Here is a 17,212-nt window from a genome sequence, read left to right as displayed (position 1 = left end):
GCTAATTCTGGGGGAACGACATTTTACACGCCGCCCCACCCACTTCTTAAAGGTCGGAAAAAAGTTCACCTTGTGTTGCAACATCATGCTGCGCCAGTTCATCGATGCTCGACAACGCACTGACGCGCACGCCCAATAAGCGCAAGCGCTGGTCCAGCGGCACGCGCCGCAGGCATTCGCCCGCCGCGCGCCGGATGGCGGCGCCGTCGCAAGTCGGCACGGGCAACGTGACATCGCGCGTGACGGTATGAAAGTCCGCGTAGCGCAGCTTGATGCCCACCGTGCGGCCCACGCAACGCTTGCGCTGCAAATCCTCGCCGAGGCGCATGCACAGCCGCGTGAAAATTTCCGACAGTACTTCCTTGTCATGCCTGGCGTGCAAGTCGCGCTCGAACGTGGTTTCCCGGCTCACGGTTTTCGGTTCCGAACTGGTGGCCACCATGCGTTCATCGTGGCCATGCGATACGCGCGCCAGCCACTGCGCATAATTCAGGCCGAAATACTCTTGCAACAGCTTGGGTTCGGCCGCCGCCAGCTCGCCGACGGTAAAAATGCCCAGCGCCGCCAGCTTGTCATTGGCCTTGGGACCGATGCCGTTAATTTTCCGTACCGGCAGCGGCCAGATGCGGGCCGGCACATCGTCCATCGTGATCACCGTCAGGCCGTTCGGCTTTTCCAGGTCGGAACAGACTTTCGCCAGCAATTTATTGGGTGCGATGCCGACCGAACAAGTCAGTCCCGTCGCGTCTTTCACCGCATGTTTCAGGCGCTGCGCCAGTTCCCGCGTTTCGCCTTCCACCTCGGTCAAGTCGATATAAATTTCATCGATGCCCCGGTCTTCGATGTGCGGCGCGACCTGCGCCACCGCCGCCTTGAACAGGCGCGAGTAGCGGCGGTACGAATCGAAATCCGTCGGCAGCAAAATCGCGTCCGGCGCCAGCGCGGCGGCCTTCATCATACCCATCGCGGAAAACACGCCCAGTGCGCGCGCCTCATACGTCGACGTGGTCACCACGCCACGCCCCACGTATTCTTTCAACCTGTAATAGCGGCGGCTGCCATCCGGCAGATCTTCCGGCTGGTGCGCCGTGCGTCCGCCGATGACCACCGGCTGTCCCCGCAATTCCGGGTAGCGCAGCAATTCGACCGACGCGTAAAACGCATCCATGTCGAGATGGGCGATGCGGCGGGCGGCAGGCATGTGTGGCGAAGTTGCAAATAACTGGGATTATATACAGCATTATAAGCCATTGCTGTCCAGAACATACTTGAGCAATGGATGAATTCCGGGCAAGCTGGGATCACAATCCGCGTCTTCGTTCATTCACAACCTCCGTGAAAGGAATCACAGTGAGCTTGTCCAACCTGCGCATCGGTGCGCGCCTCGGACTGGGCTTCGGCCTGACCATCGTCATCATGCTGATCATGTCGCTGGTCGGCATCAACCGCATCCGCCACACTGCCTCACTGACCGACCAGATCCTGCACGACCGCTATGTGAAGGTCGCCCTGACCAATGAATTCCGCAGCTTTGCCAACCGCGGCGCGCAGGCGCTGCGCAACGCGATGCTGGCGCCCAACGCGGCGCAGACACAAACCTTCCTGGCCCAGATGGCCGATGCCGACCGGGCCGGCGATGAACGCGCGGCGAAGTTCGCCACCCTGCTGCGGGATGAAGAGCGCCAGATGTTCAATGAATCCGGCGACGCCTTCAAGGCCTATGCCGCCAAACGCGGCGAAGCGCTGAAGACGCTGGCGGGCGATGACCGCGAAGCGGCCGTGCAGGCGCTGTTCAAGGATGTGATCCCGGTGCAGAACGCGTATTTCGGCAAGCTCGACGCCATGCTCAAATACCAGACCGAGCAAATGGAAAAGGATGGCCAGGAAGCCAGTGCGGCAGCCGGCTTTGCCACCACGCTGATGCTGTCGCTGCTGGCGCTGGCCATTTTGCTGTCGCTGGGCGCCGGCTACATCATCACGCGCTCGGTCACCACGCCGATCAATGAAGCCGTGCACCTGGCGGAAACCGTGGCGCAAGGCGACCTGACCGTCGTGATCGACACCGAGCGGCGCGATGAAGCGGGCCGCCTGCTCAACGCGTTGAAAGACATGGTGGCCAGCCTGACACGCACGGTCGGCGCCGTGCGCACCGGTACCGACACCATCACCACGGCGTCGGCGGAAATCGCCGCCGGCAACCATGATTTATCCGGCCGCACGGAGCAGCAGGCCGCCAGCCTGGAAGAAACCGCATCATCGATGGAAGAATTGACGTCCACCGTCAAGCAAAATGCCGACAATGCGCGCCAGGCCAATCAACTGGTGGTGTTTGCCGCCGACTTTGCCAACAAGGGCGGCAACGTGGTGAGCCAGGTGGTCGACACCATGGGCTCGATCAAGGAAAGCTCGGGCAAGATCGCCGACATCATCGGCGTCATCGACGGCATCGCGTTCCAGACCAATATCCTGGCATTGAACGCGGCTGTGGAAGCGGCCAGGGCCGGCGAACAGGGACGGGGCTTTGCCGTGGTCGCATCGGAAGTGCGCACCCTGGCGCAACGATCCGCCGCCGCCGCCAAGGAAATCAAGGAATTGATCAACGATTCCGTGGCCAAGGTGGACACGGGCGGCAAGCTGGTCGACGAAGCCGGCGCCACCATGCAGCAGATCGTGTCGTCCGTCAAACAGGTGGCCGACATCATGAGTGAAATTGCCGGCGCCAGCGCGGAACAGAGTTCCGGCATCGAGCAGGTCAACCTCGCCATTACCGACATGGATGCGGCCACCCAGCAAAATGCCGCGCTGGTCGAACAGGCCGCCGCGGCGGCATCGAGCCTGCAGCAACAGGCGGTGCAACTGGCCGAAGCCGTGGCGGTATTCAAGCTGCACGGCCACCAGGCGAGCCAGGCACGCAACCTGGCGCTGCGTTAAATGGCCATCGCATCTACCGCGTAGGGCGGTAAGCCGCAGGCTTGCCGCCATTGCAGGCGCCGCGTTGACGCCGGCTACGCGGCAAGGCCGTGCTTCAGGTAGCCACGCTCGCGGAACCACGCCGCCGACGCCTCGTCAGCCGGAAAGAATGATTCCAGCCGCAATTCGTGCACCGTCACGTCATGCGGCGTGCCCAGGGTCGTGATGGTGGTGAACAGGTTCAATTCCACGCCATCCTTGCTGATCTGCATTGGCAGGAACGGCAATGCGCGCCGGTCCAGGTTGGGCGCCGGCGGTGCGCCATCGAGGCCGGCCAGCGCCGTCAATTCCGCCAGCAAGGCGGTGGCTTCGCTGCCGGGACCATCGCTCATGGCTTCGCGCTGTATCCAGTGCAGCAAATCCGCACCCACGTCCTGTTCGTTGCGCACGTATTGGCGTACACCGTCGGGCGCCATCATCAGCTTCAGCACATTGACGGAGCCGTCGCGGGGAATCGGCGCATCGGGCGGCATGTCCAGCAGCCATTTCATGAAGCCGGCGGCAGGGTCATTGAACATCACCAGGTTCCACAAGCGGTCCACCACCAGCGCGGGATACGGCGCCTGTTGCGCCAGCATGAAGTCCAGCGCCTGTTTCACGGCGTGCAATTCCGGGTCATCCATCTTGCGTTCCTGGTAAGCGGGTGCGAAGCCGGCCGCCAGCAGCATCACATTGCGCTCGCGCAGCGGGATATCGAGCACCACGCCCAGTTTTAAAATCAATTCGCGGCTCGGTTGCGAGCGGCCGCTTTCCAGGAAACTGATGTGGCGCTGTGAAATGCCGCTGTCGGTCGACAGCCGCAACTGGCTGTAGCCCCGCTTGCCGCGCCAGTAGCGCAGCGCGGCGGAGAAATCGCTGAAATACTGTTCAGGGGTGGCAACGCTCAAGGTACTCTCCTGGCACGTGGGGTGAAACGTATTGTACGGATTCCCCCTCTGACGGCGATGACGCGCCAGGTAATCGTATCCTGGCAAATATTGACGCAGATTCGATACGATAGAAAAAAACTTGCACATCCAAAAAAGCCCGTCTATAATTCGGCCTCCTTCAGACGTGATGACAAACGTTGGAGTGTTAGAAGCGGGGCGGTTAGCTCAGTTGGTAGAGCGGATGCCTTACAAGCATTAGGTCGGGAGTTCGACCCTCTCACCGCCCACCACCGCCTGACACGGAAATGAAGACAAGATGCGCAAGCAAGGAGTGGTAGTTCAGTTGGTTAGAATACCGGCCTGTCACGCCGGGGGTCGCGGGTTCGAGCCCCGTCCACTCCGCCAGTTTTAGTAGTAGTTGTTTTAGCCGGGCGGTTAGCTCAGTTGGTAGAGCGGATGCCTTACAAGCATTAGGTCGGGAGTTCGACCCTCTCACCGCCCACCAGTTAAAGCATGTTGTACGTTGCGACTTGTCGCAAATGGAGTGGTAGTTCAGTTGGTTAGAATACCGGCCTGTCACGCCGGGGGTCGCGGGTTCGAGCCCCGTCCACTCCGCCAATTCCTGAGAAAGGCCCGATTCGTCGGGCCTTTTTCTTTTTCCGTACGCGCAATGATCCTGCTGCCCAAGCATCCCTATCTGCGTTACCGCGTGCGCATGGCGCACCACGGCTTGCTGGCCTTTCTCGCCAGCCTCACCAATTCCATTGAAATCCTGTTGCTGGTGTTTTCCAACGTGCTGCTGGGCTTGTGCGCCGTGATTGCCTTTCCCGGCATGCTGGCCGTCACGCTCGACTGGCCCGTCATGCTGGCCGTGCTGGCCGGACAGACACTGTTGATCGCCACACCCGCCTGGCTGCTGCGCCAGCGCCTGCACCCGCACGCCGCCATTGCGTGGAGCTGGCCGCTGCCCGTGCCGCCGGCGCTGGGCTGGCGCGCCGACCTGCTGGTGGCCGGCATGCTGGCAGGGCCCGTCACGCTGATCTATGCCATTTCGTGCGGTATCTGGTGCTGGACCTCGCCCGCCTTCCTGCAACCGGTGAAACCGCAAGCCATTGCCGCCACCGTCGGCACGCTGGTGCTGGGATGGCTGGTGGCGGCCGCCATGCTGGCGGCGCGCCGGCGGCAGCCGCACCCTGCCCGGCCGCGCCAGGCGCCGGCACGCGCAGCCACGTCCTATGCGCCGACGCCGCTGCGGCCTCTTTATGTGGCGCTGTGGCGCAAGCTATTCTGGCTGCCATTCTGGCGCGGTGAAAACAAGGTTGGCGTCCAGCAATGCCTGTTGCTGGCCATCGCGCTGGCGGCGACCACTGTCTGGCTGCGCCACGGGATTCCCATGGCGCCGGCCGCCGCGCTGGGCGGCCTCGCCAGCCTGGCGCTGGTGCTGCTGACGGATCGGGGCGATAAAGCCGTGCGCGAACAGGCAGTCCTGATGGCGGAAATGCTGGCCGCGTGGCCATTGCGCAGCACGCCGCTGACCGTGTGCGCGCGGGGGTTCAGCCTGGTTCCCGCGCTGGCCGTGCTGGCGCTGCACGTGCTGCTGGCAGGCCAGACGACGGCCGTACGCGTATGGCAAGTCACGGCGCTGGCCACCTGCAGCGCCATTGTCGCGCTGCCGCTGGCGCCACGGGGCCGTGTCGTCCTGGTGGTGTTATCGATTGTGATCCTGACTGCGATAGGAAGTGAATTCTGATGCTGGCCATCGACCACCTGAACTTTGAATATGCGGGCCACCCGTTGTTCCGCCAGTTTTCCCTGCAACTGGCGGCCGGTATCACGTGGCTGCGCGGTGAAAATGGCGCCGGCAAGACCACGCTGATGAAGCTGGTGGCCGGTGCGCTGTTACCGCACACAGGCACAATTGCCGTGGCCGGCATCGACAGCGCGCAACAGCCGCTGGATTACCGCCGCCAGATCCATTACAGCGGCGGCGACACGCCTGCGCTGCCATGGCTGTCCGTGCGTGAAATGTTCGACCTGCACGTGGCGCTGTACCCGGGCGCCGATACCGCCGCATTGAATGCGCAGCTGGACGCTTTCCGCCTGCATGGTGTGCTGGACCAGCCCGTCACCACGCTGTCGCTGGGCCAGCACAAGAAAATGCAGCTGTCGCTGGCCTTGGCCCTGCCCGTTGCGGTCTTGCTGATCGACGAACCGTTCAATGGCCTCGACACGGCTGCGGTAAGCTACCTGCGCACGCAACTGGCCGATCCCGGCCGCCGGGCGCGGCAATGCATCGTGCTGACCAGCCACGTGGAACCGGACTTGCCACTGGCGCAAACGATACAACTGTGACGGTCGACACTTGCAACTTGACAATAATCAGTCAAAATCGAATGCGTACCCGTGATTTTTCCGGGCCTGATACGCCATGGAGCTGCTCCCGATGTTCGGTTTTTTCACATCCCCCAAGCTGTCGCCGCGCCTGCACCGGTTGAAGGAATCGGCGCTGTTTGCGTCGCTGACGCCGGTGGAGTTGAACATCGTCGACGATTTGATGCACGAGCGCCGCTATGTGACCGATGAAATCATTTTCGACGAGGGCGAAGAAGGCCAGGCGCTGTACCTGGTGATGTCCGGCCGCGTGATCATCAGCCGCGCGCACGCCGACGGCGTGGAAATCGTCGCGGAAATCAGCCCCGGGTCCTTCTTTGGCGACCTGGCCCTGCTGGACAACGCCCCCCGGAATGCGCAAGCCCGCGCGCTGGACCATTGCGAACTGGCGGTCTTCTTCCGCGCCGACTTCATGGGCTTGATGGAAACCGATGCGAAGATCGGCTACAAGATCGCACTCGCGCTTGCCCGCCATATCGGCCACCGCTTGCGCGAATGGATGGCCGGCAAACCGCAGTTCGAGGCGCTGTAAGGCCATGAAAATCGACCACATCCGCCTGCCCGGCGGCGCCCAGCGCCGGCTGGCGCCCGTCAACCACGAGGAAGCCGCCGGCCCGCTGGTCTGGACCGGCATCATCGCCACCACATGTTTGCTGCTGCTGGTGACGCAACACATGCTGTGGCTGGCGATTCCCTTCCTGCTGGCGATCATTTTGTATTACCTGCTGATGCCGCCCATGCAGCGCTTGCTGCGCATGGGCATGGACCGCAACGTGGCGGCGCTGGTGGTGGGCGGCAGCTTTTTACTGGCGGTGGCATTGCCGGTGCTGGCCGGCATCAGCTGGACGTCGGCGCCCGCCGAGTCGTGGCAGGACATGATGGGCCGCTACCTGCAAGGGGGCCTGTCGTTTGTGCGGTCGCTGCTGCTGGGGCTGGAACAGCAATTCCCCATCCTGCATGACATCCACTTAAGCCAGATCATCAATACGCAGTTCACAGCGTACACGGAAGACTTCGTGCAAAGCCATTTGACGGGCTTCGTTGTCTCGCTGGCGGGCTGGCTGCCCGCGCTGTTGCTGGCGCCGTTCCTGACTTTCTTTTTCCTGCGCGACGGCCACCTGTTCAAGAAATTCCTCGCGCGCGCCGTGCCGAATGCGTTCTTTGAACGTACGCTGTGCCTGCTGCATGAAGTGGACCAGACGGCACACCGCTATTTCCAGGGCCTGGCGTGGCTGACCGTGCTCGATACGGCCGTGCTGGCGTTCGGTCTGTGGGCAATCGGCGTGTCGTCGCCGGTGGTGTTGGGCTTGATTTCCGCACTGCTGGCATGGGTGCCGTATGTCGGTTCCATTGTCGGCTGCATCATGGTGGTGATGGTGGCATCCACCGATGCGGCGGGCGATCCGCTGGTCGCGTACAGCGCCATCGGCGTATTCATCCTGGTGCGCCTGCTGGACGATTTCGTGTTCATGCCGCTGACCCTGGGCCGCAGCCTGCACATGCATCCGTTGATTACCGTGCTGATGATTTTTATCGGCGGCGCCGTGGCCGGCGTGGCGGGGCTGATGCTGGTGCTGCCGCTGATGGGCGTGGTGATGGTGGTGGGAGAAACCATCGGCCGGCTGGTCACCAATCCGCGCCTGCGCGCCCGGCATCGGAATGCCCGGGCGCTCAGGGAAAAACAGGCCAGCGCGGATTTGGTGGTGTGAATCAGGCGGCGACCGCGACCGCCGCTTCTTCCACCTCGTCACTGGAGCGGATCAGGTGATCGAAGGCCGACAGCGCCGCCTTCGCTCCTTCGCCGGTGGCGATGATGATTTGCTTGTACGGCACGGTCGTCACGTCGCCGGCGGCAAACACGCCCGGCACCGAAGTCTGGCCACGCGCATCCACTTCGATTTCACCGTGGCGCGACAGGGCGACCGTTCCTTTCAGCCACTCCGTGTTCGGCACCAGGCCGATTTGCACGAACACGCCTTCCAGGTCCACCTGGTGTGATGCATTGGTGGTGCGGTCGGTGTACGTCAAGCCCACCACTTTCTTGCCGTCGCCGAGGATTTCCGTGGTTTGCGCCGATACGATGACTTTCACGTTCGGCAGGCTGCGCAGCTTGCGCTGCAACACGGCGTCCGCACGCAATTCCGCACCGAACTCGATCAGGGTCACGTGCTGCACCAGGCCGGCCAGGTCGATTGCCGCTTCCACGCCGGAGTTGCCGCCGCCAATCACGGCCACGCGCTTGCCCTTGAACAGCGGGCCGTCGCAGTGCGGGCAGTACGCCACGCCGTGGTTGCGGTATTCCTTCTCGCCCGGCACGTTGATTTCACGCCAGCGCGCACCGGTCGCCAGGATCACGGACTTGCTCTTCAGCGTGGCGCCGGTGGCGGTCTTGATTTCAATCAGCTTGCCCGGCACCAGTTCGGATGCACGCTGCGTGTTCATGATGTCGACTTCATACTGCTTGACGTGCTGTTCCAGCGCCACCGCGAATTTCGGCCCGTCGGTTTCCGTCACGGAGATGAAGTTTTCAATCGCCAGCGTATCGAGCACCTGGCCGCCGAAGCGCTCGGCCAGCACGCCGGTCTTGATGCCTTTGCGGGCCGCGTAGATCGCCGCTGCCGCGCCGGCAGGACCGCCGCCGACGATCAGCACGTCGAACACGTCTTTCTTGTTCAATTCCTCCGCGGCGCGGGCGCCGGCATTGGTATCGAGCTTGGCGAGGATTTCTTCCACGCTGGTGCGGCCCTGGCCGAAGTGCTGGCCGTTCAGGAACATCATCGGCACGGCCATGATCTGGCGCTCTTCCACTTCTTTCGGGAACACCGCGCCATCGATGGCGGTGACCTTGATGCGCGGATTGATGACGGCCATCGCGTTCAGCGCCTGCACCACTTCCGGGCAGTTGTGGCACGACAGCGAAATATACGTTTCGAAGTTGTAGTCGCCTTCGAGGTTGCGGATCTGTTCGATCACGGCTTCGTCGAACTTGATGGTGTGGCCGCCCACTTGCAGCAGCGCCAGCACCAGCGACGTGAATTCATGGCCCATCGGGATGCCGGCAAAGGTCACGGCGATATCGGTCCCGGGGCGGGTAATGGCGAACGATGGCGTGCGCACGGCGGCACTGCCCTTGTGTTCCACCAGGGTGATCTTGTCGCTCAAACCGATGATATCGGTGAGCAGCGCCTGCATTTCGCGGGCCTTATCGGAATCGTCGAGCGATGCAACGATCTCAATCGGCTGCACGACCTTTTCCAAATAGGCTTTCAACTGGGTTTTGAGATTTGCATCCAACATGACATTTTTCCTTTTTGTTGAAGCGGCGCCGGGCCGGGCCCGGCGCCGTAATGAAGCGTATTGCTTAGATCTTGCCAACCAGGTCCAGCGATGGGGTCAGCGTAGCGGCGCCTTCGGTCCACTTGGCTGGGCACACCTGGCCTGGGTGCTCGGCAACGTATTTAGCGGCTTTGACTTTACGCAGCAGTTCCGATGCGTCGCGGCCGATGCCGTTGTCATGCACTTCCATCACTTTGATGAAGCCTTCCGGATTGATGACGAAGGTGCCGCGCAGTGCCAGGCCTTCTTCTTCGATCATCACTTCGAAGTTGCGGGACAGCAGGCCGGTTGGGTCGCCGATCAGTGGGTATTGCACTTTCTTGATGGCGTCCGACGTGTCGTGCCATGCTTTGTGGGCGAAGTGGGTGTCGGTCGAGATGCCGTACACGTCCACGCCCAGTTTCTGGAATTCAGCGTGGTTGTTGGCCAGGTCTTCCAGTTCGGTTGGGCAAACGAAGGTGAAGTCGGCCGGGTAGAACACGAATACCGACCATTTGCCTTTCAGGGACGCTTCGGTCAGGTCAACGAATTTGCCGTTGTGATAAGCGGTGGCCTTGAATGGTTTGATCTGGGTGTTAATCAGCGACATTGTGGTTTCCTCGTGAGGTTTGTTATCAATGAGACGTCAGTCTAAAGGTTAGTCAGCCATTTGAAAAATTGATTGTTCCAATGGTTTCAATTGGCTTTGACTATCAAACAAGATAGCCAAGACGCTATTATCCCCGTTCCGGAGGGGATGCGTTATTCGTTGTTCAAGAGAGGCTGGCCGCGCAGGTGGGCGTCGAACTCGATGGCAGGCATGGGTTTGGCGAACAGGTAACCCTGGCCATAGTCGCACCCTGCCTGCGCCAGCAAATCGCGCTGTTCCGGGGTTTCCACACCTTCCGCAATCACGCGCAAGCCCAGTTTGTGGGCCATGACGATGATCGCGTCCGACAGCGCCATGTCGGACGAATCGGGCGCCAGGTTGCGGGTAAAACTGCGGTCGATTTTCAGGTAATCGATATCGAATTTCTTCAGGTACGACAGCGACGAATAGCCGGTGCCGAAGTCGTCCAGCGCGACCTGGATGCCGCCGTCGCGCAATTGCAGCAGTTTCTTCGTGACGGCATTGGACGCATCGAGCAGCAAGCCTTCCGTGATTTCAATCACCACCGATTGCCCCGGCAAGCCCAGTTCCGTCAGCAGCCGCATCCACCCTTCGTAACCGCCTTCGCGCTGGAATTCCAGCGGCGACTGGTTCACGCTGACCTGGAATTCCGGGTGGATTTCCGCGCGCCAGCGCTGGATCCAGCGCGCGGATTCCTGGAATACCCATTCGCCGATTTCGTGGATCAAGCCGGACGCTTCCGCCAGCGGGATGAATTCCAGCGGGCTGACCATGCCGCGCAGCGGATGGCGCCACCGCACCAGCGCTTCCGCCTTGTGGATGCGGCCCGTGCGCAAATGCACAATGGGCTGGAAATACAGCTCCATCTGCCCGGCCTTGACGGCGCCGCGCAAATCGTTGGTCAGGCGCATGCGGTTCAGCGCCGCCACCTGCAGCGCCGGCGTGAAGTAACTGAAGCGGTTGCGGCCCGCGTCCTTGGCTGCATACATGGCCTGGTCCGCGTGTTTCAGCAAATCGTCGACAGAGCTGGCGTCATCCGGATACAGCGTGATGCCGACCGAGGCCGACACGAACGCTTGTTCCTGTCCCAGCTGGAACGGCGCGCGCAGGCTGTCGATGATGTTTTGCGCAATGGTTTCCACGCGGCCGATGTCCGACAGTTCACCGAGGATCACGGTGAACTCGTCGCCGCCCAGGCGCGACACGGTATCGGATTCGCGCACGCAGGCGCCGATGCGGCGCGCCGCGTCGACCAGCAGGATATCGCCCTGGTGGTGGCCCAGCGTATCGTTGACTTCCTTGAAGTGGTCAAGGTCGATGAACAGGATGGCAATGCGGTTGCCGTCGCGGCGGCTCTTGATGATGGCTTGTTCCAGCCGGTTGTGGAACATGCGGCGATTTGGCAATTGCGTCAGCGTGTCGAAATTCGCCTGCTGCCAGATCAGCGCTTCCGTCTGTTTCTTTTCCGTGATGTCTTCGATCATGCACAGGTGCAGCGTCTGCTGGGACGCCGTGCGCGCATCCGCACCCGGCAAGGCGGTAATCGACGCATCGACCCACACCACGGAACCGTCCGGCCGCAGCATGCGCTTGGCCAGCTTGAAGCCCGACTGGCGGCGTGCCGCCATCGCTTCGATTTGCGCCTGCTCGGCCGCCACGTCTTCCGGGTGGCTCAGGTCGCGCCACGTGCTGGCCTTCATTTCATCGAGCGTGCGGCCGGCGATTTGCAGGTAGCGGGGATTGATGTCGCTGAACTGCCCGGTGCGGGTATCGATCAGCGCGATGCCCAGCGGCGCCGCTTCAAACATGGTGCGGAAGCGTTCCTCGCCCTTGCGGATGGCTTCCTGCGCGCGGTTGCGTTCGCGCGTCAGCAGCGAAAAGTGCACCGCCGCGCCCAGGATCAGCAGTACGCTGGCCGCGCCCAGCACGCGGTACAGCCAGGCCAGGCTGGGCCCGCTCTCCACGTTGTACAGGAAACCGTCGAACGTCGCGCCTTTCTGCAGCATACCCAGGTCCGCGTAAATGTCGGCAATATGCTGCCAGCGCTCCGGGTTCATGTAGCCGATTTCCACCAACACAGGCTGCACCAGCGGCACCATGGCGCGCGCTTCGTACAGTAAATGCTGGCGGTCGTTACGGCGCGAATATTTGTTCAGGATCAGGTCCGCGATTTCATCCTGGTGGCTCATCGCGTATTGCCAGCCCCGCATGCTGGCCGCCCGGAATGCCTTGACGCGCTCCGGGTGCTGCTTGATTTCCTGTTCGCTGGTGAACAGGTTGTCGCCATAAAAATCAATGCCCGCGTTGCGCGGGCTGTAGATATCGTAGGGGAAGCCGATGCGGTCCAGGTAATCCGGTTCGTTGGTCACGTACACGGACATCGCATCGATGCGGCCTTTGACCAGGTCGTCCGGATTGTACGTATGTTCGACCCGGATCAGGTTGGCGGGAGAAATGCCTTCCTTCTTCAGGTACGCCATGATTTCGTCGGCCTGCGTCAGCTCGTCCGTCAACGAGCCGATCATCACGCGCTTGCCGACGATCGCATGCACGTCGGGCGTGGCGCCGGTCTGCGCCATGATCAGCGCATACGGTGAATGCTGGAATACCACGCCCAGCACCACCACCGGCTTGCCGGCCAGGCGCGCCAGCAGCAGGCTGCTGCTGCCGACGCCATATTGCGCGGTGCCGGCCAGCACGGCGCGTTCCGGCTCGTTGCCGTCCGCGCCTTCCAGGATTTGCACGTCCAGTCCCGCTTCGCGGTAGTAGCCTTTTTCCACTGCCGCGTAATAGCCGGCGAACTGGAACTGGTGCGTGTGCTTCAGTTGCAGCGTGATCTTGTCCTGCGCCTGCGCCGGCAGCGCGCACAGCGCCGCCAGCAACCAGCACAGCAGGACCAGCCCTTGCCGCAAGATCATGACGCTCCGTTACGGCAGGACGGCCGGCGCCGTCACGTCGGTCTGCGTGCCGTTACCCAGCTGGCCTTCCGTGTTGCGGCCCCACAGCCACACGGAATTATCTTTTTGCAGCGCCACGCTGTGCTGCAAGCCCGATTCCACGTTGACCCACGTGATGGCGGTGCCGATCTGCGTCGGTGCGCCGACGTTGACGGTGCTGCCGTTGCCGACCTGGCCATTGCTGTTCGAGCCCCAGCCATACAGCGTGCCATCGGTGCGCACACCCAGCGAGTGCGCCAGGCCGGACGCGATCACCGACCAGTTGCTGGCGGTGCCAACCTGCGTTGGCACCGGCGCCGTCACGGCGGTATTGGTGGTGGCGACACCCAGCTGGCCGGACGAATTATCGCCCCAGGCCCACAACGTGCCGTCCGCGCGGATGCCCAGCGAGTGGGTGCCGCCGGCCGCCACGCTGGCCCATGTCGAAACGCCGATTTTGGCCGGTTTCTGCACATCGGCGACGGCATTGTTGCCCAGCTGGCTCTTGGTGTTGCCACCCCAGCCCCACAACGTGCCATCCATGGCGCGCGCCAGCGTATGGCTGGCACCGGCCGATACGGCGGTCCACGTCACTGTCACGGCCGGCGTGCCCGTCGTCACCGTGGCGACGCGGGTCGGCGCCAGGCGGTCGACCTTGCTGTCGTCGCCCAGCTGGCCGTTGAAATTGCGGCCCCAGCCGAACATCACGCCGGATTTGTTGATCGCCATGCTGTGCGATTTGCCAGCGGCAATGGAGACCCAGTCCTTGGCCGAGCCGACTTTCACCGGCACGTTCTTGTCGACGGTGGTGCCATCGCCCAGCTGGCCATTCTGGTTGTAACCCCAGGCCCACAGCACGCCATCGCTGTCGATCGCCAGCGTATGCAACTCACCCACGGCGACTTGCTTCCACGGCAGCTTCACGCCGGTGGAGCTCACCAAGGTCGGCGTGGCGCGGTCGCCATTCGATGCCTCACCCAACTGGCCCTGGCGGTTCCAGCCCCACGCATACAGCGCGCCGTCGGCGCGGCGGCCCACGGTGTGGTTACCGCCCGCGGAAATCGCATCCCACTGGCCGCGCACGGTGACATTGGTCGAACCGGTCACGCTGCCCACGGTGGCGGTCACGGTATCGGTACCGATCGCCTTGCCCGTCACCAGGCCGGTGGCGGACAGCACGGTAATGTTAGGACCTTTGACCGACCACGTCAGGCCGGTCGTAATGGCGGCGCTCTTGCCATCCGAATACGTGCCGGTGGCCGTCATTTGCTGCGTCAGCCCCACCGCCACCGTCGGCGTGGCCGGCGTCACGGCAATCGACAGCAGGGTCGGCGTGGTGGTCGTGGAGGAGGAACTGTCTTTGCCGCCGCCACCGCAGGCGGCCAGCAGCGCCAGCATGGGCGCCAGCAACATGTATTTCACGGAAATTTTCATAGTCATCCAGTTGATGTCCGGGGTCCGGTGTATACGTCCCCGATCTGAGCAATCAGTGTAGCCGCAACCCGCCCCGCGCGTTGATGTGAACTGGGATGAATTATCCATGCATTTATGAAATTTGAGGGGAGAAAACAACACGGCGGGCGTCCCGTGAGGAACGCCCGCCGTGTCCTGGGCCTGCTGGCGGATGGCCCGCCGGCGGATTACTTCCGGCCGCGTGGCGCCGGACCTGCCTTGGCGCCCGCTTTCACGCCGGCAGCCGGTCGGCCGCCCTGCTTGGCAGGCGCGGGCGCCGCTTTTTTCACCTTGATGGTGTCCAGGATCGATGGGCGCGCCTTGGTTTCCACCGTGGCGCGCGCCGTCAGCGAACCGGTCAGCGCATTCGGCTTGCCGCCGCGGACCGGTACCGGCACGCCTTTGCCGCCACGCTTGTCGGCGCCCGGCGCCAACATCGGCATCGCGCGCTTGCCCTGAGATACCTTGAAGTTTTCCTCGCCCACCACGTACGGCGGAATCAGGTGGCGCTCGCCGGTGCCGATCAAGTCGCCCCGGCCCATGCGGCGCAAGGTGTCGCGCAGGATCGGCCAGTTTTTCGGATCGTAGTAGCGCAGGAATGCCTTGTGTGCGGTACGCTGTTTTTGCGTGCGCGGGGTTTCCACCACTTCCGAGTCATCCGTGACCTTGTGCAGCGGATTCCTGCGCGAGTGGTACATGGCGCTGGCCATGGCCATCGGCGTCGGCATGAAGGTTTGCACCTGGTCCAGACGGAAATTGTTTTTCTTCAGCCACAGCGCCAGGTTCAGCATGTCCTCGTCCGTCGTACCCGGGTGGGCGGCGATGAAGTACGGGATCAGGTATTGCTTCTTGCCCGCCTCGATCGAGTATTTCTCGAACATGGCCTTGAACTCGTCGTACGCGCCAATACCGGGCTTCATCATTTTGCTCAGCACATTGGTTTCCGTGTGCTCAGGCGCAATCTTCAGCAAGCCGCCGACGTGGTGCGTCACCAGTTCCTTCACGTACTCCGGCGAACGCACCGCCAGGTCGTAACGCAAGCCGGACTGGATCAGGATTTTCTTCACACCCTTGATTTCACGCGCCTTGCGGTACAGCTTGATCAGCGGATTGTGGTTGGTGTTCAAGTTGACGCAGATCGACGGATAGACGCACGACAGGCGGCGGCAAGTCTCTTCAATCTCTTTGCTCTTGCACGTCAGGCGGTACATGTTGGCGGTCGGGCCGCCCAGGTCGGAAATAATGCCCGTAAAGCCTTTGGTCTTGTCGCGGATGTGTTCGATCTCGCGCAGGATCGATGGCTCCGAACGGCTCTGGATGATGCGGCCTTCGTGCTCGGTGATCGAGCAGAACGTGCAGCCGCCAAAGCAGCCGCGCATGATGTTGACGGAAAAGCGGATCATTTCCCACGCCGGGATATTGGCGTCGCCATAGCTCGGGTGCGGGCCGCGCGCATAGGCCATGTCGTAGACGTTATCCATTTCATCCATGGCCAGCGGCAGCGGCGGCGGGTTCATCCACACGTCGCGGTCGCCATGCTGCTGCACCAGTGCGCGCGCATTGCCCGGATTCGATTCCAGGTGGAACACGCGCGAGGCATGCGCATACATCACGGGGTCGTCCTTGACCACGTCGTACGATGGCAGGCGCACCACGGTGCGGTTGTGCTTTTCCTTGGCCATGGCCTGGCGCTCTTCGCGCGTCATGATGCGGATCGGCTTGACGGTCTGTTCCGGCACCGCGTTTTCCGAAGCGCATTCCTTCTTGTCTTCCTTGGCCATCGCATACGGATCCGGATGCGGGTCGATACGGCCCGGCACGTCGACGCGGGTGGAATTGTGCACACCCCAGTCCTCGCCCGGCATCCAGCCCAGCGGCACCATGAACGCGGTGCCGCGCAAATCCTTGATGTCCTTGATGTTTTCACCGGCCGCCAGGCGGGCGGTCATATCGACCAGCGCGCGCTCGGCATTGCCGAAGATCAGCAAGTCGGCCTTGGATTCCGTCAGCACGGATTTGCGCACCTTGTCCGACCAGTAATCGTAGTGGGCGATGCGGCGCAGCGATGCCTCGATCGAGCCGATGATGATCGGCGTGCCCGGATAGGCTTCACGCGCGCGCTGCGCGTACACGGTCACGGCGCGGTCGGGGCGCTTGTTCGCTTCGCCGTTCGGCGTATAGGCATCGTCCGAGCGGGGCTTGCGGTCCGCCGTATAGCGGTTGACCATGGAATCCATGTTGCCGGCGGTGATGCCGAAATACAGGCGCGGCTTGCCCAGCGCGCGGAACGGATCCACGGACAGCCAGTCCGGCTGGCTGATGATGCCGACACGGTAGCCATGCGCTTCCAGCAGGCGGCCAACCAGGGCCATGCCGAAACTCGGATGGTCGATATAAGCGTCACCCGTTACCAGGATGACGTCGCACTGATCCCAGCCGAGCTGATCCATCTCAGCGCGAGACATGGGCAGGAAAGGCGCAGTAGGAGCGCGGGCAGACCGCTTAGGAACGGCCGCAAATAAATTGGTGGGGGTCATAGCCCGGCATTGTACCGGAAATGCACCGGCTGCGCGCATCCGATAGTCTTTTTCAATTGGAAAAACTTATATTTTTCAATAACTTGTGAAGATGGACACGTCCAAAAAAAG

The 17,212-nt window shown here is 62.4% G+C and carries 12 protein-coding genes and 4 tRNA genes; 9 read left to right on the top strand and 7 right to left on the bottom strand.

Going from position 1 to position 17,212, the window contains the following annotated elements; translation table 11 throughout:
• Positions 1 to 46: 46 nt before the first annotated feature.
• Positions 47 to 1,201 (bottom strand): DNA polymerase IV, encoded by a 1,155-nt coding sequence (gene dinB / locus GJ700_RS04790; protein WP_154371489.1) that lies wholly within the window; start codon positions 1,199 to 1,201, stop codon positions 47 to 49.
• A gap of 149 nt (positions 1,202 to 1,350) precedes the next feature.
• On the opposite strand from dinB, the gene GJ700_RS35850 reads away from it, so the two are divergent.
• Complete coding sequence (locus GJ700_RS35850) at positions 1,351 to 2,931, top strand: methyl-accepting chemotaxis protein (protein ID WP_371867828.1); 1,581 nt, start codon at positions 1,351 to 1,353, stop codon at positions 2,929 to 2,931.
• A gap of 74 nt (positions 2,932 to 3,005) precedes the next feature.
• Here GJ700_RS35850 and GJ700_RS04780 read toward each other — a convergent pair whose 3' ends face one another.
• Positions 3,006 to 3,857 (bottom strand): helix-turn-helix domain-containing protein, encoded by an 852-nt coding sequence (locus GJ700_RS04780; RefSeq protein ID WP_195763780.1) that lies wholly within the window; start codon positions 3,855 to 3,857, stop codon positions 3,006 to 3,008.
• A 196-nt stretch (positions 3,858 to 4,053) separates the two neighbouring features.
• On the opposite strand from GJ700_RS04780, the gene GJ700_RS04775 reads away from it, so the two are divergent.
• The 8 genes from GJ700_RS04775 to GJ700_RS04740 all read left to right on the top strand — a co-directional run bounded on the left by GJ700_RS04775 (position 4,054) and on the right by GJ700_RS04740 (position 7,939).
• Positions 4,054 to 4,129 (top strand) — tRNA-Val (locus tag GJ700_RS04775).
• A gap of 38 nt (positions 4,130 to 4,167) precedes the next feature.
• Positions 4,168 to 4,244 (top strand) — tRNA-Asp (locus GJ700_RS04770).
• A 24-nt stretch (positions 4,245 to 4,268) separates the two neighbouring features.
• Positions 4,269 to 4,344, top strand: a tRNA-Val gene (locus GJ700_RS04765).
• Between the two features lie 36 nt (positions 4,345 to 4,380).
• A tRNA-Asp gene (locus tag GJ700_RS04760) sits at positions 4,381 to 4,457 on the top strand.
• A 52-nt stretch (positions 4,458 to 4,509) separates the two neighbouring features.
• Positions 4,510 to 5,589 carry a hypothetical protein gene (locus GJ700_RS04755; RefSeq protein ID WP_154371486.1) on the top strand — a complete coding sequence of 360 codons (1,080 nt, stop codon included), beginning with the start codon at positions 4,510 to 4,512 and terminating at the stop codon, positions 5,587 to 5,589.
• Entirely contained in the window at positions 5,589 to 6,191 is a 603-nt protein-coding gene (locus tag GJ700_RS04750; protein WP_154371485.1) for an ABC transporter ATP-binding protein, read from the top strand. The genes GJ700_RS04755 and GJ700_RS04750 overlap by 1 nt, the downstream gene beginning before the upstream one ends.
• 91 nt (positions 6,192 to 6,282) lie before the next feature.
• Positions 6,283 to 6,762: a Crp/Fnr family transcriptional regulator gene (locus GJ700_RS04745; protein ID WP_154371484.1), complete on the top strand. Its 480-nt coding sequence runs from the start codon at positions 6,283 to 6,285 to the stop codon at positions 6,760 to 6,762.
• A gap of 4 nt (positions 6,763 to 6,766) precedes the next feature.
• Positions 6,767 to 7,939 carry an AI-2E family transporter gene (locus tag GJ700_RS04740; RefSeq protein ID WP_154371483.1) on the top strand — a complete coding sequence of 391 codons (1,173 nt, stop codon included), beginning with the start codon at positions 6,767 to 6,769 and terminating at the stop codon, positions 7,937 to 7,939.
• Position 7,940: 1 nt separating this feature from the next.
• Here the strand turns inward: GJ700_RS04740 and ahpF are convergent, their stop codons facing one another.
• The 5 genes from ahpF to GJ700_RS04715 all read right to left on the bottom strand — a co-directional run bounded on the left by ahpF (position 7,941) and on the right by GJ700_RS04715 (position 17,101).
• Positions 7,941 to 9,527: an alkyl hydroperoxide reductase subunit F gene (ahpF, locus tag GJ700_RS04735; RefSeq protein ID WP_154371482.1), complete on the bottom strand. Its 1,587-nt coding sequence runs from the start codon at positions 9,525 to 9,527 to the stop codon at positions 7,941 to 7,943.
• Positions 9,528 to 9,591: 64 nt separating this feature from the next.
• On the bottom strand, positions 9,592 to 10,155 hold the full coding sequence (gene ahpC / locus GJ700_RS04730) for an alkyl hydroperoxide reductase subunit C (protein WP_154371481.1): 564 nt from the start codon (positions 10,153 to 10,155) through the stop codon (positions 9,592 to 9,594).
• Between the two features lie 152 nt (positions 10,156 to 10,307).
• Positions 10,308 to 13,094, bottom strand: coding sequence for an EAL domain-containing protein (locus GJ700_RS04725; protein WP_154371480.1), 2,787 nt, complete (start codon positions 13,092 to 13,094; stop codon positions 10,308 to 10,310).
• A 9-nt stretch (positions 13,095 to 13,103) separates the two neighbouring features.
• Positions 13,104 to 14,552 carry an RCC1 domain-containing protein gene (locus tag GJ700_RS04720; RefSeq protein ID WP_308700653.1) on the bottom strand — a complete coding sequence of 483 codons (1,449 nt, stop codon included), beginning with the start codon at positions 14,550 to 14,552 and terminating at the stop codon, positions 13,104 to 13,106.
• A 200-nt stretch (positions 14,553 to 14,752) separates the two neighbouring features.
• On the bottom strand, positions 14,753 to 17,101 hold the full coding sequence (locus tag GJ700_RS04715; protein WP_154371479.1) for a YgiQ family radical SAM protein: 2,349 nt from the start codon (positions 17,099 to 17,101) through the stop codon (positions 14,753 to 14,755).
• Between the last annotated feature and the right edge of the window lie 111 nt (positions 17,102 to 17,212).

This window comes from Pseudoduganella rivuli (assembly GCF_009674485.1).
GTDB lineage: Bacteria > Pseudomonadota > Gammaproteobacteria > Burkholderiales > Burkholderiaceae_D > Rugamonas > Rugamonas rivuli_B.
Note: the sequence above shows the minus strand (reverse complement) of the source record. Positions and strands in the feature narration are given on the sequence as shown.